This window comes from Lysobacter arenosi, assembly GCF_016613475.2.
Lineage (GTDB): Bacteria > Pseudomonadota > Gammaproteobacteria > Xanthomonadales > Xanthomonadaceae > Lysobacter_J > Lysobacter_J arenosi.
In genome coordinates this window covers 103,974-125,435 of the sequence record NZ_CP071517.1, presented here as the reverse complement: position 1 = coordinate 125,435, position 21,462 = coordinate 103,974, and the positions used below count along the sequence as shown (strand labels likewise).

19 protein-coding genes are annotated in these 21,462 nt (G+C 64.9%); 2 read left to right on the top strand and 17 right to left on the bottom strand.

Features of this window, described 5'->3' with window-relative positions:
• Nucleotides 1–41: 41 nt before the first annotated feature.
• The 7 genes from HIV01_RS00615 to HIV01_RS00585 all read right to left on the bottom strand — a co-directional run bounded on the left by HIV01_RS00615 (nucleotide 42) and on the right by HIV01_RS00585 (nucleotide 6,246).
• Entirely contained in the window at nucleotides 42–2,819 is a 2,778-nt protein-coding gene (locus HIV01_RS00615; RefSeq protein ID WP_207527037.1) for an autotransporter domain-containing protein, read from the bottom strand.
• A gap of 551 nt (nucleotides 2,820–3,370) precedes the next feature.
• The gene (locus HIV01_RS00610) at nucleotides 3,371–3,610 is read right to left on the bottom strand and encodes a DUF1272 domain-containing protein (RefSeq protein ID WP_245157022.1); all 240 of its coding nucleotides are present in this window, start codon (nucleotides 3,608–3,610) and stop codon (nucleotides 3,371–3,373) included.
• 512 nt (nucleotides 3,611–4,122) lie between these two features.
• The gene (locus tag HIV01_RS00605) at nucleotides 4,123–4,623 is read right to left on the bottom strand and encodes a DUF6790 family protein (RefSeq protein WP_200604363.1); all 501 of its coding nucleotides are present in this window, start codon (nucleotides 4,621–4,623) and stop codon (nucleotides 4,123–4,125) included.
• A gap of 41 nt (nucleotides 4,624–4,664) precedes the next feature.
• Nucleotides 4,665–5,030: a hypothetical protein gene (locus HIV01_RS00600; protein ID WP_200604362.1), complete on the bottom strand. Its 366-nt coding sequence runs from the start codon at nucleotides 5,028–5,030 to the stop codon at nucleotides 4,665–4,667.
• A 51-nt stretch (nucleotides 5,031–5,081) separates the two neighbouring features.
• Nucleotides 5,082–5,408 (bottom strand): nucleoside triphosphate pyrophosphohydrolase family protein, encoded by a 327-nt coding sequence (locus tag HIV01_RS00595; RefSeq protein WP_200604361.1) that lies wholly within the window; start codon nucleotides 5,406–5,408, stop codon nucleotides 5,082–5,084.
• Nucleotides 5,409–5,468: 60 nt separating this feature from the next.
• Complete coding sequence (locus HIV01_RS00590) at nucleotides 5,469–5,885, bottom strand: hypothetical protein (protein ID WP_200604359.1); 417 nt, start codon at nucleotides 5,883–5,885, stop codon at nucleotides 5,469–5,471.
• A gap of 16 nt (nucleotides 5,886–5,901) precedes the next feature.
• Entirely contained in the window at nucleotides 5,902–6,246 is a 345-nt protein-coding gene (locus HIV01_RS00585) for a hypothetical protein (RefSeq protein ID WP_200604358.1), read from the bottom strand.
• 682 nt (nucleotides 6,247–6,928) lie between these two features.
• Between HIV01_RS00585 and HIV01_RS00580 the strand changes: the two genes are divergently transcribed.
• Nucleotides 6,929–7,996 carry an NAD(P)H-dependent flavin oxidoreductase gene (locus tag HIV01_RS00580; protein ID WP_200604357.1) on the top strand — a complete coding sequence of 356 codons (1,068 nt, stop codon included), beginning with the start codon at nucleotides 6,929–6,931 and terminating at the stop codon, nucleotides 7,994–7,996.
• 51 nt (nucleotides 7,997–8,047) lie between these two features.
• On the opposite strand, the gene HIV01_RS00575 is transcribed toward HIV01_RS00580, so the two are convergent.
• Both HIV01_RS00575 and HIV01_RS00570 read right to left on the bottom strand, forming a co-directional pair.
• Nucleotides 8,048–10,117, bottom strand: coding sequence for a S9 family peptidase (locus HIV01_RS00575; protein WP_200604356.1), 2,070 nt, complete (start codon nucleotides 10,115–10,117; stop codon nucleotides 8,048–8,050).
• Nucleotides 10,118–10,257: 140 nt separating this feature from the next.
• Nucleotides 10,258–12,264: an OPT family oligopeptide transporter gene (locus tag HIV01_RS00570; RefSeq protein WP_245156877.1), complete on the bottom strand. Its 2,007-nt coding sequence runs from the start codon at nucleotides 12,262–12,264 to the stop codon at nucleotides 10,258–10,260.
• A 139-nt stretch (nucleotides 12,265–12,403) separates the two neighbouring features.
• Between HIV01_RS00570 and HIV01_RS00565 the strand changes: the two genes are divergently transcribed.
• Nucleotides 12,404–14,191 (top strand): peptide MFS transporter, encoded by a 1,788-nt coding sequence (locus HIV01_RS00565; protein WP_200604354.1) that lies wholly within the window; start codon nucleotides 12,404–12,406, stop codon nucleotides 14,189–14,191.
• 67 nt (nucleotides 14,192–14,258) lie between these two features.
• Here HIV01_RS00565 and HIV01_RS00560 read toward each other — a convergent pair whose 3' ends face one another.
• The 8 genes from HIV01_RS00560 to HIV01_RS00525 all read right to left on the bottom strand — a co-directional run bounded on the left by HIV01_RS00560 (nucleotide 14,259) and on the right by HIV01_RS00525 (nucleotide 21,296).
• Nucleotides 14,259–16,253 (bottom strand): alpha/beta hydrolase family protein, encoded by a 1,995-nt coding sequence (locus HIV01_RS00560; protein WP_200604353.1) that lies wholly within the window; start codon nucleotides 16,251–16,253, stop codon nucleotides 14,259–14,261.
• Between the two features lie 98 nt (nucleotides 16,254–16,351).
• Nucleotides 16,352–17,245 carry a dTDP-4-dehydrorhamnose reductase gene (gene rfbD / locus HIV01_RS00555; protein ID WP_207527036.1) on the bottom strand — a complete coding sequence of 298 codons (894 nt, stop codon included), beginning with the start codon at nucleotides 17,243–17,245 and terminating at the stop codon, nucleotides 16,352–16,354.
• A complete protein-coding gene (gene rfbC / locus HIV01_RS00550; protein WP_200604351.1) occupies nucleotides 17,242–17,799 on the bottom strand; it encodes a dTDP-4-dehydrorhamnose 3,5-epimerase in 558 nt (185 codons plus the stop codon). The genes rfbD and rfbC overlap by 4 nt, the downstream gene beginning before the upstream one ends.
• Nucleotides 17,796–18,680, bottom strand: a complete 885-nt coding sequence (gene rfbA / locus HIV01_RS00545) for a glucose-1-phosphate thymidylyltransferase RfbA (RefSeq protein ID WP_200604350.1) — start codon at nucleotides 18,678–18,680, stop codon at nucleotides 17,796–17,798. Before rfbA ends, rfbC begins: the two co-directional genes overlap by 4 nt.
• 10 nt (nucleotides 18,681–18,690) lie before the next feature.
• A complete protein-coding gene (rfbB, locus tag HIV01_RS00540) occupies nucleotides 18,691–19,743 on the bottom strand; it encodes a dTDP-glucose 4,6-dehydratase (protein ID WP_200604349.1) in 1,053 nt (350 codons plus the stop codon).
• Nucleotides 19,744–19,796: 53 nt separating this feature from the next.
• Entirely contained in the window at nucleotides 19,797–20,309 is a 513-nt protein-coding gene (gene ssb / locus HIV01_RS00535) for a single-stranded DNA-binding protein (RefSeq protein ID WP_200604348.1), read from the bottom strand.
• A 208-nt stretch (nucleotides 20,310–20,517) separates the two neighbouring features.
• Entirely contained in the window at nucleotides 20,518–20,847 is a 330-nt protein-coding gene (locus HIV01_RS00530; RefSeq protein WP_245156876.1) for a DUF5076 domain-containing protein, read from the bottom strand.
• 95 nt (nucleotides 20,848–20,942) lie between these two features.
• Nucleotides 20,943–21,296 (bottom strand): hypothetical protein, encoded by a 354-nt coding sequence (locus tag HIV01_RS00525; RefSeq protein ID WP_200604347.1) that lies wholly within the window; start codon nucleotides 21,294–21,296, stop codon nucleotides 20,943–20,945.
• Nucleotides 21,297–21,462: the final 166 nt, after the last annotated feature.

Here is a 21,462-nt window from a genome sequence, read left to right as displayed (position 1 = left end):
GGTTGCCCATCGCCTGAGTCATGCGAGCCGCGGCGCTGGCCTCAGTACGCGACCGACCAGGTGGCCATCGCCCCACTCCAGATTTCCCCATGCTCCCGGCGCGAATCGACGTTGAGGCCGAGGACGCCACGACGACCGAACCGCGCGTCGAAGCCGAGGCCGAACACGCCGGCTTCGCGCGCGAGACCCTCGACATCCACCGGCGCCCATGCATCCACCGCGGAGAAGCGGGCCTGCAGCTCCTCGCCGGACGTTGACAGCATGCGCTGCCATTCCAGTCGCCCGTGCAAGCGCCAGGTGACCGGGCCGATGCTGCCTTCCTGCTGCAGGCGAGTGCCGAGGTGTGCCTGCGCTGCATGCAGCGTCGAGTCCTGCGTGGTCAGGCCGAAACCGGCGGCGCCGGATTCATCAAAGCCATTGCGTTCGAACTGCATGCCCTGCGCACCGCCGTAGAGCGTGACAGAACCGCTGTTCCATGCCAGTGGCATTCCCGCCTGCAGGCCCGCCGTCGCATAGCGCTGCGTGTAGTCGGTGCCGACACGGAAAGCGTTCGCGCCGAGCAGGACTTCGCGCCGGGTCCAACGCTGCATCTGACCGAACGACGTCGTGCCGAGCAGGTAACCGCTGCCCAGCGCCCAAGTGGCGTAGAGCTGGCCGTCGTATTGGCGATTCACTTCGCGATCGCCACGTTGTGCGTGGTAAGCCGTGCCATTCACTTCGGACAGCGCAGCGCCAACCGTCAGGCGATTGTCGTGGCGCAGGTCCATGCCCATCGTCCAACCCTGGGCATCCATGTCGAAGCGACCCATCTCACGGCGCGAGCGCAGTTCATCCGTCCAGATGCCGGCAGGCCCCTCGCGAAGTGCGTCGATTCGCGACTCCAGCGCGTGTCGATTGTCCTCGATCGCCATCGTGGCAAACGGCAGGTCGGCACCATGCAGCTCGCCCGAAAGGCTGTCGAGCGATTCCTGCAGTGCACCTTGATCGGCGATGCGCTGCAGCGTGCCTGCGCCATTGGCGAACGCGGCGACATCGTCGCGGTCGCGGTCGGCGGAGTTGCCCGACTTGCGCGCTTCGCGCTCGTCGAGTTTCCCGAATGCCCCGTCCAGTCGCTCAGCCGCGCTGAAGCTGGCCGGCGTGAAGGCCATGCCAACGGCGGTGGTGGCCGGGATCTGGGTGACGTCAAGCCAGACGCGATTTGCGTCGTAACCCAGCGTCGCCTGCACCATCAGACCCATCAGCTTGAGTTCGGAAAAGGTCCCGTCGATGCCGCCATCGGCAATCAGAACTTCGGTGTTGCTGCGCGCCACGTAGCCGGGTGCGACGCCCACGACTTGCAGCTTGCCGTCGATATCGGCATGGCCATTGACGTGCAGCGGGGGCGCGCCCAGCTCGATCTGGTAGAGACTGGACGCGCGCAGCGTCAAGTTTCCTTCCATCGTCGTAGCGTCGGTATTGCCCCAGTTGGCCATGAAGCCTTCATTGATCACGTCACCCTTCATCACCGTCGGGCTTTGCGGTGTAGCGCTGGTGTTGAACAGCAGGCTGCCGCGATTGGTGACGTCGCCTTCCAGTGTCACTTCCGAGGCGTAAAGCAAGCCATCGCGCTCGATTTCGATGTCGGCGGCCAGGCTGCCATTGACGGTGACGTCGGCTCTTCCCTTGATGTGAAGCGGCCCCTCGAAGGTGTTGTTGCCATGCAGGAGGAGCCAACCGCCGGAACCGGTGACATTGATTCCGGCGCGTCCGGAGATGTCGTTCCACCAGATCGTGTCGGTGTCGTAGAGCAGGAAGACATTCATGTCGCCCCAATCGAGGCGACCCGGGCCGCGCAGCGCCTTCTCGATGTTGATGAGGCCCTGACCGAAGATCGGGTCGGTACCCGGAACGCCGAGATCGGTGGTCGTGCCGAGCAGGATGTCGCGCACCTGCTCGCCGCTCAGGTTCGGAAACGCTCCCCAGACCAGTGTGGTGGCACCCAGCACCAGCGGAGCGGCGACTTGCGTGCTGCTCATCGTCCAGTAGGTGGGATTGCCCGCGGTGTCGTCCTTGCCCACGAGCGTCATGTCGCCCGGTGCGACCAGGCAGTAGTTCATCGCGGCGCCGCAGCCGTTGGAGTACGCCGCCAGACGGTTGGGACGAGCAGTCTCCACCGCCGCAACGGTGATCCAGTGATCCGCCAGTGAGGCAGGTGCACCGGCAAGGCTGGGAAGCTTCGCCATCTGGCTCGGTTCGGCCTTGCCGCCATCGCCGGCCGCGAAGACCACCAGTCCGTCGTCCGGAGGGAAATTGGTCGACGAGTCCACGAAGGTTGCGAACGCATTGAAAAGGCGGGTCGAGATGGCCGGATCGGTCCACTGGAAGTTTCCATCCCAGGTGAAGCCGGCCGCCCGGGTGAATGCGCTCTTGCCGGACAGGCCACGCTCCAGCGCAGTCAGGCCGGCTTCCACCGTGGGTTGGCCAAACGGATTCCCGAGCGTGGGTTGATCGGGAATGATCCGCATGACCGACAGGTTTGCATCGGGTGCGATGCCGCCGCTCCAGCTGCCCTGGGCGCGACCGATGGCTGCCAAAGCGGTCGCCGTGCCGTGTCCGTTGACGTCGTCACGGGTGTAATCGGCGTGGTCGCGGTCAACGAGGTCGGAGTCATTACTCCACCAAAGGTGCTGGTCGAGCGCGGGAGTGCGCAGCGCTCCGGTATCGAACAGCGCAATGAACTGCCCGTTGCCCTTGTGGCCATTGAGGTGCGCATCGACCGCGTGCATCACCCGCAGATGCTCGTCGCCCACGGCGGGCGGTGCGTCGAGGCGCGTCGGCATCACCAGGCCCGTCGGGATAGGCGTCACCGGTGGTGTGACCGGAGGCGTGACCGGAGGCGTGACTGGAGGATTGACTGGAGGCGTGACCGGCGGCGTCACAGGAGGCGTGACGGGCGGGGTGATCACAGGTGCCGGTGGCGGCGGATCGCTTCGGACATTACCGCCACCGCCGCCGCCTCCGCAGCCTGCAAGCGAAACGGCAAGACACAGCATGACGGCGCGAGCCAGCGGCACGCGAACGAGCATCTTTTCCATGCAATCCCCTCCTGGCCCCACCCGCTCCCCAGCAGGTTCCCTGAGCCGTCGAACGCTCATTCAAGCATGGGAGACGCCCCGGAAGTTTGCCCGCTGGGACCGTTGAGCCAGCACGCGAGAAAAATTCTCAGCGGGCTGCCGATGAGGCGCCTCCCATTAACGTGACGATCGCCACAAATTCTTTCGCCGACCGGTCTGCCGCGTCAGCCCGGCCTCAGTGCGATGACCATGACGTAGTCCCCAACAGGGTCTCGGAGCGCGAACTCTCTGGTTCGCGTGCTGGGCTGGATGACTTCTCAGGCCGCAGGAGCACAGCCACTGGGTTTGAACACGCGCACTGTCGATGCCGGATTTCTTTCCAGAGCGCCTCCGACACGAGTGGGACGCCTGGAGAACGCCCCCCCGCAGTTGGGACAGCGACCGCCCAGCTTTGATTCAACACAATTCGTGCAGAACGTGCACTCAAACGAACAGATCCAGGCGTCTTGCGAATCCGGCGCCAGATCAACATTGCAGCACTCACAGCCTGGACGCATCTGAAGCATGTCGGCCTCCTGTCGTTGGATGCCATTATCGCGCAGCCTGGACGCGTGAACCTGGCCGAGCCGAAAAATGGCGCCGACTTTAATTAAACATCAGGGTGAGAAGCGGCGAAGTCCGCCAACCCGGAAAACAACAAAGGCCACAATCTCGAAGGACACATAGATTGCGCCCAGGAACGCGGAGTTGATCCAGCCTCCGGCAGCGTTTGCCGAGCAGTGATACCCCAAGAGGCATCTGCCTAGTTGGAGCAGAAACTGGCTGGACAGAACCATCGAACCGAGCGCAACGGTCAAGACCGTCAACAATTGCCAGGCAGGTCTTGAAGCAGCCTTCAATCGAACCGCAATCATGTAAGTACGCAACGGCAGTGCGCCAATTGCAAAGAGCCCTACGGCGCCGAACCCGTAGAGCAAGCCTTGCAAAAGCACAAGCTGCGCAGAGTTTGCATTGCCACTTGATGCCTGGAGTTAGCCGCGCCGCGAAGCGGCGTCGGCTTGATGAACGGTCAGGCCGCGGAGGCTTGCCCCGATGCAACCGGCGGACGCCGGATCGAGAGTGAGTAGAACGCGACCAGCAGGACGGCGATCAACCCATGCGTGGCGAACGCCCATGCGACGCCGACCCACGAGTTGGTGATTCCATGCCACTCGTCCATGCGAAGGTGCGCGAATGTGGTCCCGGTCCAGAAGATGGCCCACACCACCACAGGCGCAAGCAGGAAGTCGCCGCGCTTCCAGATGGAGAGTGCGCCAATCGCTCCACACCCCAGGCTGAAGAACGCCAGCCACATCACGGCCGGATCGCCTGGCGTGAACTGGACATGCGCCATGAGAGGCGCGCCCTTAACCAGGATGGCGAAAGCGCGAATGATCTGCGCGAACCCGCAATAGCCCGCCAGAAGGTAGACCAGCACAAGCTCTGCCGAGGCGGCTTTGGAACCTGTCGGGCGAACTCGAACGTGGATGGATGCAGCGAGCAGACTGAGTACAAGCAGTGCAAACCACATGGATATCCCCTGTTCCGTTGAGAGATGAATCGCAAGACTGCTCAGATGCTCCTTGGCGGGGTAGCGACGTACAACGAGACCTCCAGCCCAAGCCCCAACTCACCAGCAAATGCCGTAAGCGTCGGCGGAAACAGTACCGACTGCGACAAGGTGTCCTTGCGCCACAAACCAAAATCCAGCGATGCCTCGACGCCTGGCATGGCGAGCAATGCCCTTACGGCTGGTGCGTGCAACTGAAGAAATGCCAGCGCATCGCGGACCTGCCCCGCCAGGTCCGCCCCGTCACGGTCACTGACCACGACGTTCAGCGCGTTGCCTCGGTGATTCGCCTCTGGAAGTGGGAACGCCGCCAGGAACGACTCCGGCGAGAACGCGGATCCCGCTGCCCTGAGAACACACCCCGACATGACTCTCCCCCCAGTGCCATAACCAGGCCGTGCCGCGGAACGGTATAGGCTCTATGTGTCCAGCTCGCCAGCTACATACTCGGCCAGCTCCCTGGTGTTCTTGACAAACTCCGCCTCCAGGTCGATGCCGCACTTGTTCGCCAGCACAATGATCGACCATAAACAGTCCGACAATTCGTGACCAAGTTTCGCTTTGCAGTCGTCAATGGTTCGGATGCCAGCGTTTGCCTGGATCAGTTTTGCCAGATCGCCTACGTCCCCCACGAAACCAAGCGCAAGCTCCTCCGTGCTCCAGATGCGCCCATACCTCTTGAGCTCAAGTTGCTCGTAGAGTTTGTTCAGCTGCAAGGCTGACTTTTCAAGATCACTCAGTTTCATGCTGTTCCGCCTGATTCCAACTGAACCGAGCCGCGAAGCGCCTTCGGCTTGAACAAACTGTCAGGCCCGTCGCCGCGCTGCTTTGCGCGCCTGAGCCACCCAGAACAGACCAAGGCCGATTGCGCAAACACCTTGCGAAAAATACAGCGCCGGGCGTTGATTCGAGATCAGCATCGAGCCAAGACAAAGAACTAGACCGGCGGTGGCCATGAAATAGCCCATTACGGCCTGCCCCCTGAAGCCTGGAAGTTTCGGCGAGCCGAACAGGATGCGGAGAAACAGGGCACTTGACCAAGCGAAGATGATGGAAAGAACGGCGAGGACAGAAATTGTCCCGGGCGTCAGGAGTTCGGGGCGACCAGAAGCTGTTCGGAGCAAGTACCAGACCACATAGCCAAGCCCGCAGCTCAGAAGCACGGAGAAGATGGCCCCGAAGAATGTTTCCGACTTCGTGGGGAGACGATTGATGTTTGTCACGGGCCTAACTCCCTAGTCAAGCCGAGCCGCTAAGCGGCTTCGACTTGAGTGAACTGTCAGGGGGCGCACCCTCCCGCCTGAAGCTAAGATTCAACGCGGCTGCACCGAGGAAAAAGGCGGCAATTGCGGCCATGACCAACAGCTTCAAGGCCTCACTGTACTGGCCAGACATTGCGAGAACCTGCGACTTGAATGTCTCGCAGGCTTTCGCGAAATCCACTGGATCACCTAAGGCGCTGCAGAGCTGCATGGCGGGACTGCCAAAATGGGAACTGGCACCGAGCATGGAGACTGCCTTCCAGCTCAGTGCGAGCGCAAGAATTAAAAGCACGGCAGCCAACAACCGAATCCCAGATGCCATGCCAGCCCCCTGACAATGCCGCACCGCGGAGCGGTGTCGGCTTGAATGAATTGTCAGGCGCCGCGTGAACCGGACCGGAGCCCGAGAACAAACGTCGCCACCCCTCCCGCGAAGAGTAGCAGGAGGCCAAGGCACGCCGCCCCATAGACGATGTACTGCGTGATCCCGGGGGGAGCTTCGTAAGCGTCACGAAGCGTGGATGAGTAGTCCTTCAATGCCATAAGGAACCACAAGCTGGCGATGGAGAACGCGGCGGTGATGAGGCCCGCGGGGATGGACAACCAGCCAAGCTTTCGTACGACCCTATTGAGCATTCGCGGTGCCTGCCGATGAGCGCCTAACGCCTGAATTGAGCCGAGCCAGGAAGCGGCTTCGGCTTGAATGAATTGTCAGGCGCCGCCACGCGACGTCAGGACCACAGGGTGCCCGACGACACCGACGCCCAACCACAAACTGCCTGGCCTAGCGACATGGCCGGAGCCGAAAACTGCAGCCGACTTTGCGCTGGACCTTCCCGGCCGGAATGTACCAGCTTGCGGGGCCTGTTCGGCGAGGTGTTCCCAACGCGACGCGCCTGTTCGGATGCCTGCCTTCATCCGCCCGCTGCGCGATTACTCCTAGAGTTGGCACCACGTTCCGGCCCCTGCGGCCCGGACGCCCTTTCCCGCAACGGAGTGATGCCATGTGGCATGACAACGACTTCACCCGGCGCCTGGGCCTGCGCTATCCGATCGTGCAGGGACCGTTCGGTGGCGGACTGTCTTCGATCGATCTGATGGTCGCCGTTTCCGAGGCCGGTGGCCTGGGCTCGTTCGGCGCGCACCATCTTGCCCCGGAGAAGCTCGGCGATCTCACCCGGCAGATCCGCGCGCGCACGCAGCGGCCGTTCGCGTTGAACCTTTGGGTGTCGAACCAGGATCCCGGCGGCGATCGCCTATCGGCCGACCAGTTCGCTGCCGCCATCGAGCGTTTTCGCCCGTACTACGACGCGCTCGGCATGACGCCACCGCCGATGCCAGAGCGCTACGGCCAGCGCTTCGAGGACCAGGTGCAAGCCATGCTCGATGCAGCGCCGCCGGTGATGAGTTTCGTATTCGGGATCCCCTCCCCGGCAATCCTGTCGGAATGCAGGAGCCGCGGCATCGCCACGATGGGCACCATCACCACGATCGACGAAGCGATCGCGATGGACCAGGCCGGCGTGGACGTGATTGTCGCCACCGGCTTCGAGGCAGGCGGGCATCGGGTGTCGTTCCTGCGCTCGGCCGAAGAGTCGTTGACCGGGACCTTGGCGCTGATCCCGCAGGTAGCCGATCGCGTATCCAGGCCCGTGATCGCCGCCGGTGGCATCGCCGACGGTCGTGGCGTCGCTGCTGCGCTGACACTCGGTGCGCAGGGCGTGCAGATCGGCACGGCGTTCCTGGCCTGCGAGGAATCCGGTACGAACGAGCTGCATCGCAGGATGCTGTTCACCGACGACGCCAAGTACACCGCACTGACGCGCGCCTTCAGCGGGCGGCTCGCGCGCGGCATCCGCAATCGCTTCGTCGAGGAGTGGGAAGGAGTAGCGCCGCTGCCCTACCCGATCCAGAACTGGTTCACCGGGACGTTCAAGGCGACGGCCGCTGCGCAGGGGCGCGGCGACATGATTTCGCTGTGGGCCGGACAGGGCGCGCCGTTGCTGAAACATCGGCACGCGCAGGAACTGTTTGATGCGCTGGTCGCGGAGACGGCAGCGTTGCTGCGTTGACGTCGCGCCGCACACCCCTCCCCCAAAAGCGGGAGAGGGGCTTTGAAGGCATTACTCGCCGATGTGCTGCTTCAGCCAGGCATTGACCGTGTCATGCCACTGCACCGAGTTCTGCGGCTTGAGCACCCAATGGTTCTCGTCCGGGAAGTACAGGAACTTCGACTCGATGCCCTTGAGCTGCAGCGTGGTGAAGGCGCCGATGCCCTGCTCCACCGGAATGCGGAAGTCGAGCTGGCCGTGCACGACCAGCATCGGCACTCGCCAATCCTTGACGTGGTTGACCGGGTTGAACTTCTCGTAGTTGGCGGCCTTGTCGATCGCGGTGCCGCCCTGCTCCCACTCGGTGAACCAAAGCTCTTCGGTGGCGAAGCCCATCATGCGCTGGTCGAACACGCCGTCGTGGTTGACCAGGCACTTCCACGGCTGGTTCCAGTTGCCGGCGATCCAGTTGACCATGAAGCCGCCGTAGCTGGCGCCCAGCGCGCAAGCCTTGTCGCCGTTGAGGAAGCCGTACTTCTGCTGCGCCGCGGCCCAGCCCTTCTGCAGGTCTTCCAGCGGGCGGTCGCCCCAGTGCTGGCTGATCGCGTCGGTGAATGCCTGGCCGTAACCGGTGGAACCGTGGAAGTCGATCATGACCACCGCGTAGCCCTGGCCCGCGTACGTCTGCGGGTTCCAGCGGTAGCTCCAGCCGTTGCCGAAGCTGCCCTGCGGGCCGCCGTGGATCAGGAACGCGACCGGGTACTTCTTGCCCTCGACGTAGTTCCACGGCTTGACCACGTAGCCGTGCACGGTGTCGCCGTTCCAGCCCTTGAAGTTGAACTGCTCGAAGTCGCCGAACGCGACGTCCTTCAGCGTTTCGCCGGTGGTCGCGGTGATCGCGCGCAGCGGCGCGGTGGCATCGCTGCTGGTGGTGTACAGCACGTCGCCGCTCTTGAGCGAGTTGCGCGTCAGCGCCAGCGTCGGGCCGGCCAGGTCGATGGCCGACACACTGCCTTCGCCGATCAGCTTGCTGGCCTTGCCGCTGGCGATGTCGACGGCGAACAGCGGGTGCTCGCCCATGTCGGTCGCGGTCGTATAGATGCTCTTGCCGTCGGCCGACAGGGTGATGCCGTCCGCCGAGCGGTCCCACTGCGGTGCGATCTCGCGACGCTGGCCGCTGGCCAGGTCGAGCGCGATCAGCGCGAAGCGGTCGGCCTCAAAGCCCGGGCGCTTCATCGCGCGGTAGTAGAGGGTCTTGCCGTCGGCGCTGAACGTGGCGCCGGTGTCCCAGGCGGGATTGGCCGTGGTCAGGTTCTTCGCCGTGCCGGTACCGTCGGCACTGACCTGGTAGAGGTCGAAGTTGGTCGAAGTCGGTTCCTTGGCGTCGGCGATGCGAGCGCTGAACACCAGGCTCTGCCCGTCCGGCGCCCAGGTGTATTCGCTGCTGTCACCGAACGGACGCGACGGCACGTCGCCGATCACATCAAAGCTGACCAGCGTCGCCGTGGTTGCCGGCTTGTCGGTCACCGCCGTCACGAACAGGCGGTTGAGGCGACCGTCGTTCCAGGCGTCCCAGTGGCGGATGAAGATGCGGTCGAACAGCATGCCGCTGTTCTTCTGCTTGCCCTTGTCGTCCAGGCGCTTGGCCGAGCAGGCGAAGTCGCCCTTGCAGTCGGCGAAAACTTCGGCGTTGAAGGCGATGCGCTTGCCATCGGGCGAGAGCTTGTAACCGCCCACGTCGGTGGAAAACGCGGTCAGCTGCTTCGGCGTGCCGCCGCTGGCCGGGATCGAGTACAGCTGCGAGCTGCCCGACTTGGCGCTGAGGAAATAGACGGTCTTGCCGTCGGCCGAGAAGCTCGGCGAGTTGACGTTCCAGCCTTCCGGCGTCAGTCGCACCGGCGGCGCGGCATCGCGCGCGAACAGGTCCTCGATCCACAACGACGAGGCACCCTTGTTGGCGGCGAAATCGACCACGCGCTTGGCGAACACGACGCGACGGCCGTCGGGCGACAGGGTCGGCGACGAGACGCGGTCGAGGGTGGCCATGTCGCGGACTTCGAAGCCACGCGGGGCGGCCGAGGCGGCAAGGGGGGACAGCGCGGCCGCCAACATCAGCGGCAGAAGGGCGCGGCGAAACGTCATGACGGCTCCAGCTGAGTACAAAGACCGTCGATGTTAGGCGTCCGTGACGGCGGCCGCAAAGGCCAATGCGCCCGCCGTCATTGCCGGGTTTGCCGGTTGGCCGGCGCCCCCTGTTCAGGCCAGTTGGCCTGGCCGCCAAGTCAGGCCGCGGCGGCCTTCGCGCTGACGCGCTCGGCCCAGCGATACAGCACGAACACCGCCGCGACGAATGCCGCGCCGCCGATCCACACCGCCGGACCGGCGAAGCCGTCGCCGACCAGGCCCAGCGGGAAGTCTTCCCCGGAGAACGCCACGATCGCTGCGATCGCCACGCCGATCAGGCCTTCGCCGACGATCATGCCCGAGGCCAGCAGCACGCCCATCTGCTTGGTCGACTCGGGCTTGGCGCTGCGCTCGGCACGGCGGTCGTAGAGCCAGCCGATGACCGCGCCGACCACCACCATCAGCGTCGCCGAGGTCGGCAGGTAGATGCCTAGGCCGACCGCCAGCGGCGACAGGTGCGCCGACTTGGTGGTCCGGCGCAGGATGATGTCGATGACGATGAGGCCGGCGCCGATGTAGGCGCCGATGCGGATCAGGCTCCAGTCGATGTTGCCCAGGATCACGCCCTGCGCCAGCGCCGAAATCAGGCCAGCCTGCGGCGCGGCCAGCGCGCGGCCCGGCACCGCACCCGGCGCACCGGTGAAGCCGTAAGCCTGGTTGAGCAGGTCGAGGATCGGCGGAATGATCGCCGCGCCGGCCAGCACGCCGACGACCAGTGCCCACTGCTGCTTGGACGGTGTGGCGTCGACCAGTTGCCCGGTCTTGAGGTCCTGCAGGTTGTTGTTGGCGATGGTCGCCACCGCAAACACCACCGCGGTGACGAACAGCGCGAACGCGACCAGGCCCTTCTCGTTGCCCGGCGCCAGCAGCGGCTTGATGCCGAAGACCAGCAACAGCGCCGCGCCGATCACCACCAGGATGCCGATGCCCGACAGCGGGCTGTTGGACGAGCCGATCAGGCCGGCCATGTAGCCGCACACCGCCGACACCAGGAAGCTCATCACGATGACGTAGAGCAGGCCGCCGATGACCAGCTTCCACATGTGCTCGCCCAGGCCGCTGCCGAGGGCGAAGTGGCCCAGCAGGAAGGCGATCGGGATGAAGCAGGCGATGGAGATCAGGCCGACGACGCCGATCGGGATGTCCTGTTCCTGGCGCGGCAATGAACCGGCCTGGCCGGCCTTGCGAATGCGCGAGGCGGCCATCGCCGAGGACAGGCCGCTGACGACCGGCTTGACCAGTTTGGCCAGCGTCCAGATCGCGGCCACGCCAATGGTGCCGGCACCGATGAAGCGCACGTAGGTTGCCCACGTCGCCTGGCCCAGGTCGGCCGCAGGACCCGCCGTGGCGGCCAGTGCCGAGTAGTGCGGCACGGCCCAGCCCCAGGCGATCAGCGCGCCCACGCCCATCGCCACGCCAACCCACAGGCCAACCAGGTGGCCGACCGCGAGCAGCGCCATCGACAGGGTGAAATCGAAACCGGTGACGCCGCCGCGGTCGCCGCCGAGGCGGAAGTAGGCGCCAACATTGGAACCGAAGATGCGGGTGGCGACGATCAGCGAAAACGCCGCGGCCACGACCGAGCCCCAGACCACCGCCAGCAAACCGTAGCGGCTTTCCTCGACGCCCGATGCCGTGGAGGAGTCACCGCCGCTGCCAACCTTCAGCACCTCGGCACAGGCCACGCCTTCCGGATACGGCAGGTCGGAATTGGTCACCAGCGCGCGCCGCAGCGGGATCGAATACATCACGCCGAGGATGCCGCCCAGGGCGCAGATCGCGAACGACTCCCAGTAGGGGAAGCCGGTCCACCAGCCGATCATCACCAGGCCCGGCAGGACGAAGATGATCGACGACAGCGTGCCCGCCGAGGAGGCGACGGTCTGCACGATGTTGTTTTCCTGGATCGTGGAGTCCTTGAAATTGCGCAGCAGGGCCATCGATATCACCGCCGCCGGAATCGACGTGGCGAAGGTCAGGCCGGCCTTGAGGCCGAAGAACACGTTGGCCGCGGTGAACAGCAGCGTGATGACGACGCCGAGGATGAGGCTGCGTACAGTCAGTTCGGTACGCGGCGCGGTGTCGGACAGGCTGGTGCTGGTCACTGGATCGGGCCCCTGCTGAAGTTCGGGCGAGTATTGCAGACCGGCCGGCGCGCCGTACATCGGCCCCGGGCGGTGCCGGCGATGCGCGCAGCCCCCCCTCCAGGGCCTAGAATTCGGCGACTTCAGTCACGGATCGCCCATGTCCACCATCGCTGCCCCGGCCGTCCCCGGCGACGTCGTCATCCGCGACGCCCGCGATGAGCTCTTCGGCCACCCCAAGGGCGTCTACGTCTGTTTCTTCACCGAGATGTGGGAGCGCTTCTCCTTCTACGGCATGAAGGCGCTGCTGCTGCTGTACCTGCTGCAGCACCACAAATTCGGCGACCGCTCCGGCCTGGACGTGCTCGGCGCCTACGGCGGCCTGGTCTACTGCCTGCCCGTGGTCGGTGGCCTGCTGGCCGACCGTTTCCTGGGCATGCGCAAGGCGGTGGTGTTCGGCGGCCTGCTGCTGGTCGCCGGCCATCTGGGCATGGCGGTGGAAGGCCATGCCGCGACGATCACCAACGGCGTGGTGGTGCGCGACGAAGGCTCGCTGCGGGTGTTCTACCTGTCGCTGTCGCTGATCATCCTCGGTGTAGGTTTCCTCAAGCCCAACATCTCCACGATCGTCGGGCGCCTGTATCCCGACAACGATCCGCGCCGCGATTCGGGCTTCTCGCTGTTCTACGCCGGCATCAACCTGGGCGCGCTCTTCGCCTCGCTGGTGTGCGGCTACCTCGGCCAGACGCTGGGCTGGAACTGGGGCTTCGGCGCGGCCGGCATCGGCATGCTGCTGGGCCTGGGGCAGTTCCTGTGGGGCCAGAAGTACCTGCACGGCCACGCCGAACCGCCGGACCCTGCACGCCTGCGTGAGCGTGTGTTCGGCCTGCCGCGCGAGTGGGCGATCTACCTGGGCACGATGCTGGGCCTGGTACCGGTCGCGGCGCTGATGTGGGCCGTGGCCAACGGCCGCTTCGCCCTCGGTGGCGAGGTTTCGCTGGCGCTGCTGTTGATGCTGCTGGTGATGCTGGCGGTGCTGGCCTGGTTCGCCTGGTTCGTCACTGCGCGGTGCACGCAAGTGCAACGGCAGCAGATGATCTCGTTGCTGGCGATGATCTTCATGTGCCTGGTGTTCTTCACCCTGTACGAGCAGACCTATGGCTCGTGGGTCACCTTCACCGATCGCATGCTGACCAAGGACGTGGCGCCGTCGCTGGTGATCCGCGAAGGTACGCCGTGGCCGTGGTCGACGATTTCGCTGCTGCTGGCGCCGCTGGCGTTCATGGTCTCGGCGGCGCTGTCGGACCGCCATCCCGAGTCGCGCATGCCCAAGGTGCTGTTCGCATCGGCCGTGCTGGTGATGCTGGTATTCCTGCTGCGCGACTGCCTGGTGCTGCCGCAGACGGCCGGCTCGCTGACCTACCTGGGCGCGTTGTTCCTGGTGCTGCTGGCACCGCTGTTCGGTCGCCTGTGGGATGTGCTCGACCGCCGCGGCATGGACCCGTCCAAGCCGGTGAAGTCGGCCTTCGGCCTGTTGTTCGCGGGACTGAGCTTCATCCCGCTGGCGATGGCAGCACAGCAAGCCGGCGCATCGGGCGAAGTCGCCAGCGTGTGGTGGCTGGTATTGGCCTACCTGGTGCTGGAGATCGGCGAAATGTGCCTGGCACCTGTCGGCCTGGCGGCGGTGACGCAGTTGTCGGTCAAGAGCGTGGTCAGCCTGATGATGGGCACGTGGTTCCTCGCCACCGCATTCTCGGAAACCCTGGCCGCTCTGTTCGGCAAGCTCGCCGCGATCGACATCCCCGAAGGCACCACGCTCGACTTCGCCGTCGCCGGCAGCAAGTACGAAAGCCTGTTCTGGCTGATGATGTGGATCGGTATCGGCTGGGCCGTGGTCGCACTGATCGCTTCGCCGATGCTGCGACGGATGATGCACGGCGTGAAGTAACAGTCCGCCTGCGACACTTCCAGATAGAAAGAGGGGCTGCCATGCAGCCCCTCTTTCGTTACGGCGATTACTTCGCCGACTTGGCGTCGCCAGCGCCGGTCGCCGCCACCGCGCCGCCGAGGCTGCGCGACAGGAAGGCCAGCAGGCGGGTGTAGTACTCGCTCTTGTGCTCGGGCAGATAGAAGCCGTGGCCTTCGGTGTCGAAGTACAGTGACTCGACAGGCGTGCCGGCCTTGCGCAGCGCCTGTTCCATCATCTTGCTGTGCTCGATCGGGGCGGTCGTGTCCTCGCCACCGGCGGCCAGGAACACCGGCACCTTGATCCGGTCCGCCATGCGGTTGGGCGATACCGCACCCAGGTCCGCCGGCTTGCCTACCCAATCCATGGACCAGTTGCCCCAGCGGGTGAGGACGCGCTTGTCGTCGGCCACCATCTTCGGAAGGTCGTACACGCCCACGTAGCCCGCCGCGCAGCGGTACAGCGTCGGTTCCTTGGCCACGCCCATCAGCGCGGCATAGCCGCCGTAGCTGGCACCGTAAAGGCAGATGCGATCCTTGTTGGCCACGCCCTGCGCGATCGCCCACTTCGTGGCATCGGTCAGATCGTCCTGCATCGTGCCGCCCCACTCCTGCGCACCGGCCTGCCTGAAGGCCAGGCCGTATCCGCCGGAACCACGGTAGTTGACCTGCAGCACGGCGTAGCCGGCGGCGGCCAGCATCTGCGCCTCGTCGTTGAAGCCCCACGCATCCTGGATGCCAAACGGACCGCCGTGCGGCATCACCACCAGCGGCAGGCCCTTGCCGCTGCTGCCCCGCGGCGTGGTCAGGTAGCCCTGCAACTCGAGGCCATCGCGCGCGGCCAGCTTGACCGCCTGCATCGGCGACATCTTGTCGGGATCGAACCACTGCCGGCGCGCCAGCACATGCGCCGCCTTCTTGTTGACGGTGTCAAACAGGTAGAAGTCACCCGGATTGAGGTCGCTGGAGACGCGGATCAGCGCCAGGCTGCCATCGGACGTCTGCGAGGTGATTTCGACGCTGCTGCCGGCGAACGCCGATTCCAGGCTGTGGTAAAGCTTGGCTTCCGGCACCGTCTCGTCGATGAAGGCGGTGCGCGGCTTGCCGTCCATGAAGAACGCGCCGAGCGGAATGCGCGTGCCGTTGCGGTAGATGATCTGCTCCGGGTCGACGTTGTCATCCCCGAGCACAATCTTGCGTTCGCGGCTGGCAAGGTCCAGCGCGACGATCTTGTCGGGTCCCTTGGGCTGTTCGGCGATCAGGTAGACCACTTTGTCGTCGGCGGAGAATCCGATCGGATATTCGAAGCGGCCCTTGCTGTCCTCCATGCCGAACAGCGCCCAGCCGTCGCCTTCACCGGAACGGTAGTAGAGCTTGCGGACGTTGTCGGACTCGGACCCGGCGACGAAGCGGACCTCGCCACGGTTGTCGGTGAAGAAGGTGGCGCGCCGCACCGGCGAAACGGCAACGCGTGCGCGCCGGCCGCTGAAGACATCGATGCTCTCGATCGCCGGATACGGATCGGCACTGAACGGCACGACCTGGACCAGTGCGGTTCGACTTTCCTTGTACGGTGCAGCGATCGGGAATGCGCCGATGCTGTCGCTGCCCTTCTTGGGTTTGATCGTCGTGCCCAGGCCGCCATCGTCGACCCGGAAGCCGGCGAGCATCTCGGTCTTGCTGCCGTCGGCGTTCATCGCGATCAGCTCGCCGGTCATCAGCGGCTGCTCCAGCTCACCGAAGCGGTCGGAGAGGCTGATCAGCAGGCGATCGCGACTGATCCAGTCGAAGTCGGCGACGTGCGCGTTACGCCCGAGCTTGAACGACCCGGTGATCTTGTTGGTGCCGCGCTCGATGACCGCCAGTGCAGTGCGGTCAGCCAACGGCACGGTTGCCGCGTAGTACTCGCCACCGGGCGAGAGTTTCACGTCGGTGAACTCGTCCTTCTTGACGTAGTCGCCAACGTCGATCCCGCCATCGGCGGCCATCACAGGCGCGACCGGCATCAGCGCAACCAGCGCTGCCAGCAATGCAACTCGCTTCATTTTCCTTCCCCAAGGTCGTTGGCGCACCCCGACCGGCTGGTCCCCAAGGCGCGCAAAAGGAGCCTACCCGATCCCGGGTTCACGGCTCCACCGGGAAATTATGTCCTTGCGGCAGCGAGGGTTTGCAGCGCTTGGCGCCACGAGGGCGGTTCGATGCCGAATTGCTGCTGCAGCCGGGTGGTATCGAGCACGGAATAGGCCGGGCGGCTGGCGCGCGTCGGGTAGTCTGCAGTCGTGATGGCCGTCACAACCGGACGCCGCGAAATCAGGCCGGCCGACATGGCCTCGTCGAAGATCGCCTCGGCAAAGCCATGCCACGTGGTTTCCCCGTCGGCGACGAGGTGGACGATGCCCGATTCCGGGAAGCCATTGCGCAGGATGTCGGCGGTTGCGTCGGCAATCAGCCAGGCCGGCGTTGGCGTGCCACGCTGGTCGGCGACCACGCGCAGTTCGTCGCGCTCGGCGCCGACACGCAGCATCGTGCGCAGGAAGTTGGCACCGTGCAGGCCATAGACCCACGCCGTGCGCAGGATCAGGTGACGCGCGCCGCTGTCGGCAATCGCCTGTTCGCCGGCCAGCTTGCTGTGGCCATAGACACCGATGGGAGCGGTTGCATCGTCTTCCCGGTACGGGCGGCTTCCCTGCCCGTCGAAGACGTAGTCGGTCGAGTAGTGCACCAGTGAGATGCCGCGCGCGGCGCACTCCACCGCGAGCCGGCGAGGTCCTTCGGCATTGGTCCGGAAAGCGGCTTCGATGTCGTCCTCGGCGCGGTCGACCGCAGTGTAGGCCGCGGCGTTGACGACGACATCGGGGCGCGTGCGATCCAGCAGCGACGCGATTGCGTCAAGGTCGGCCAGGTCAAACTTCTCGCAGCCAGTGCCATCCTCCAACCGGCCACTACGCGTCGTCGCGGCGACCTCGCCAAGCGTCGCCAGGCTGCGCAGTAATGCATGCCCTACCTGACCGTTCGCGCCAGGCACGAGCATCTTCATGGCACGTAGACCGGCAGGCGATCCTCGGCAATCTCATCAAGGAATGGAGCCCGTGCATCCTTGGCCGACAGCGATACATCGGTCACCGGCCAGTCGATCGCCAGACTCGCGTCGTTCCAGCGGATGCTGGCGTCGGCCTGTGCGTCGTAGGTGGCTGTGCACAGGTAGGTGAAGACCGAACGCTCGCTCAGCGTAACGAAACCATGTGCGAATCCCTCCGGGATCCACAGGTGGCGCATGTTCGCCGCGCTGAGCAGCACCGCAGTCCAGCGACCGAAATGGGGCGAGCCGCGGCGGATGTCGACGGCAACGTCCCAAACCTCGCCCTCGAGCACCGAAACAAACTTGCCCTGCGGGTTTGGCCACTGGTAGTGGAGACCGCGGAGCACGCCACGCTTGGACGAGGAGACGTTGCCCTGCAGGAAGTTGGGCGTGAGGCCCAGTTCCGCGAACTTGTCCGCATTGAACGATTCGAAGAAGTACCCCCGGTCGTCCTCGAACACCCGCGGCTCGACGACCAGGCACCCGGGCAAGTCGGTTTCAACGATCTTCACGGAACATGACCACGTTTGGCCAGGCTGAGCAGGTACTGGCCGTAGCCATTCTTGGACAGGGGCGCCGCCAGTTCGCTCAGACGATCGGCGTCGATCCAGCCATTGTGCCAGGCAATTTCTTCCGGGCAGCACACACGCAACCCCTGCCGCGCCTCGATCGTGCCGATGTAATTGGAAGCTTCCAGCAGCGACTGGTGCGTACCGGTGTCGAGCCATGCATAACCTCGGCCCAGCAGCTCCACGTGCAGCGAGTCGTCCTCGAGATACATGCGATTGAGGTCGGTGATCTCCAGCTCGTTGCGCGCGGACGGCTTGAGCTCGGATGCGAAATCGCAGGCTCGCCCATCGTAGAAATACATGCCGGTCACGGCGTAATTGGACTTGGGTTGTGCAGGCTTTTCGACGAGACCGATGACCTTGCCGGACTGGTCAAATTCGGCCACGCCATAGCGTTCCGGATCGCTGACCCAGTATCCGAACACGGTGGCACCCCGCTCCCTTTCATGGGCGCGCTTGAGCATCGCCGTCAGGCCGGGACCATGGAAAATATTGTCACCGAGCACCAGGCAGCTGGGATGGCCCGCCACGAAATCCCGCCCGATCAGGTAAGCCTGCGCCAGCCCGTCCGGACTGGGCTGCACTGCGTACTCGATCTGCATGCCCCACTGCGAACCATCACCAAGGAGGCTGCGGAACAACGCCTGCTCGTGCGGGGTATTGATGATGAGTACTTCGCGGATACCCGCCAGCATCAGCACGCTGAGCGGGTAGTAGATCATCGGCTTGTCGTATACCGGCAGCAGCTGCTTGCTGATGCCCTGGGTGATCGGATATAGCCGGGTTCCCGAGCCTCCGGCCAGGATGATGCCCTTGCGGTTCATGTCTGATTCCTCAGGCCTGGCCGATTCGTTCGAGGCGATAGCTGCCGTCCAGCACGCGACTGACCCATGGCTGGTTCTGCAGGTACCACTCGACTGTTTGCGCCATGCCCTGTTCGAACGTCACCGTCGGATACCAGCCCAGTTCGGAATGCAGCTTGGACGCGTCGATCGCATAGCGGCGATCATGGCCCGGGCGATCCGGCACGAACTTGATCAGCGTCTCGCGGCTGCGGCCATCGGCCAGCGGGTTGCGCTCGTCGAGCAGCTTGCAGATCGTCTTGACGACGACGATGTTCTCGCGCTCGGCATCACCGCCGACGTTGTAGGTTTCGCCAATGCGACCGGCTTCCAGCACGCGGCGGATCGCCGCGCAGTGATCCGTGACGAACAGCCAGTCGCGCACGTTGCGTCCGTCGCCGTAGACCGGCAGCGACTCGCCGGCGAGCGCCTTGGCGATCACCAGCGGAATAAGCTTCTCGGGGAACTGGTAAGGACCGTAGTTGTTCGAGCAGTTGGTCGTCAGGACCGGCAGGCCGTAAGTGTGGTGGAAGGCGCGCACCAGGTGGTCTGACGCGGCCTTCGACGCCGAGTAGGGCGAGTTGGGCGCAAACGGTGTCTGCTCGGTGAACTTGCCGGTCTCGCCCAGCGTTCCATAGACCTCGTCGGTCGAGACGTGCAGGAAGCGGAACGTATCGCTGGCCGCGCCGCTCAGTGTCTTCCAGTAGTCGCGCACCTTCTCGAGCAACGCAAGCGTGCCCACGACATTGGTCTGCACGAATGCCGCGGGGCCGTCGATGGAACGATCAACGTGGCTTTCGGCGGCAAAGTTGATGACGGCATCGGGACGATGCTCGCTCAGCAGGCTTTCGACCAGCCCTGCGTCGCCGATGTCGCCCTGCACGAAGACGTGATTGGCATCGCCCTGGATGGACTTGAGGGTATCCAGGTTGCCGGCATACGTCAGAACATCCAGGTTTACGACCCGGATGCCCTGCCTCACTGCCTCAAGAACGAAATTTCCGCCAATAAAACCGGCGCCGCCGGTTACAAGCCAGGTGGGCACTACAGGAACTCCATGTCGAACTGCAGAGGGTACTAGGTCAAGACCGGCCCGGCTCAGAACGGGATATCGTCGTCGGCGAAATCATCGGCGAAGTCGTTGGACTTGGCGGCCGGCGCCTCGCGACGCGGTGCCGATTCCTGCCGCGCCGGCGCGCGGGCCGGACGCTCGCTGCGATCGCCGCCACCGCGGAACTCACCGCGGCCGGCACCACCGCCGCCACCGCCGCCTTCACCACGGCCACCGAGCATCTGCATCTCGTCGGCAATGATGTCGGTGGAGTAACGCTCGACACCGTCCTGGCCGGTGTACTTGTCGTAGCGGATCGAGCCTTCGACGTAGACCTGGCTACCCTTGCGCAGGTACTCGCCGGCGATCTCGCCAAGCTTTCCGAAGAAGGTCACCCGGTGCCATTCGGTGCGCTCCTGGGTGTTGCCCTCACGGTCCTTGCGCACGCTGGTGGTGGCCAGGCGGGCCTTCGTCACGGCCATGCCGCCCTGGGTGTACTTGGTTTCCGGATCGTCACCGAGATTGCCGACCAGGATCACCTTGTTGATGCCACGTGCCATGGGTATGCGTGCCCTCTCGTATGGAATGTTCAATCAATAGGTTGCGCCGGCTGTCGCCACCCACGAGGGTCGGGCGCCGCCGGAACGTTGGCCATCATAGCAGTCTGCCCGAGGGGTCCCGAGCGCAGCAGCGCCCTCGCCGTGGCCAGCCGGGGCCGGGTCAGGAGGGTGGCCATACCCGCGCCGCCCGGGAGCCGCGTCCGGGGCGTCAGTGCCCGGTCAGGCCGCCGCAGCGGATGCGGGCGTGGGTGTGCTGGAGAAATCCCAGCAGCATCCCTTCCCGGCATTCCATAAGGGACCGACCACTGCGCTGGGCGTACTTGCAGCAGGCGTGGCTGAAAAGGTCGGCCAGCAGGATCCCGAAATCCTCCGCTTCGCCCTCGATATCGTGGCGCAGGTTCATGGACAGGCGGCCATTGGCCACCCACAAGCGAAGAATCTCGAACGAAGCGGGGTCGGCCTCGACCCCTTTGGGCATGGCGAGAGCCTCGACGAGGCTCTCCTGGCCGGTTGTCGTGATCGTCCTGACCTCTTCCATGGCTGCCTCAAGCGTCGAGAAAATAGCGATCGTTGCCAGGCCGGAGCAAGAATCCGGCCCGCCATCCCAATAGCGTTGCTGCCGTGCCCAGGCTGTCAGGCACCGCGGACGAAGTGCCTGGGCTCCGCAGCCTGCCTCGCACCGGCGATCTGGCGTTGCAGATCCTTCGACACCAGGCTCAGCACACGATCCATCGCCTCTTCGGCCAGGCGCCTGGCGTCATCGCCCTGCACTTCTGCCGCCAGGTGCTGCACGATCGCGTTGGCCATCAACTGGTACAGCGCATCGCAATCGCGTCCGGCAACGTCGCGCAGGCTGTCGCTGACCAGGTCAACGAACCGCCGCCCCGGCCAGACCGGCAACGCAACAGGCGCCCCCGTTCCCGCACCTGGCGGCATGGCACCCGGCACGGACAGCCCCAACGCCACGTCACAATTGAAATCCTGCATCGCGAAACCCCTCCCGGTCTGGCCGTCAAAGCGACAGCTGTCACATCACAGAAGGCGCCCAGCTTGGGCACGCCGACCGGGGTCGGACATCAGAATCGTCTGAATATCCGCATCGGCCCAATGCCCGACGGGGGCGGCAAGCCCGCCCATCACGCCCGCGTGACCA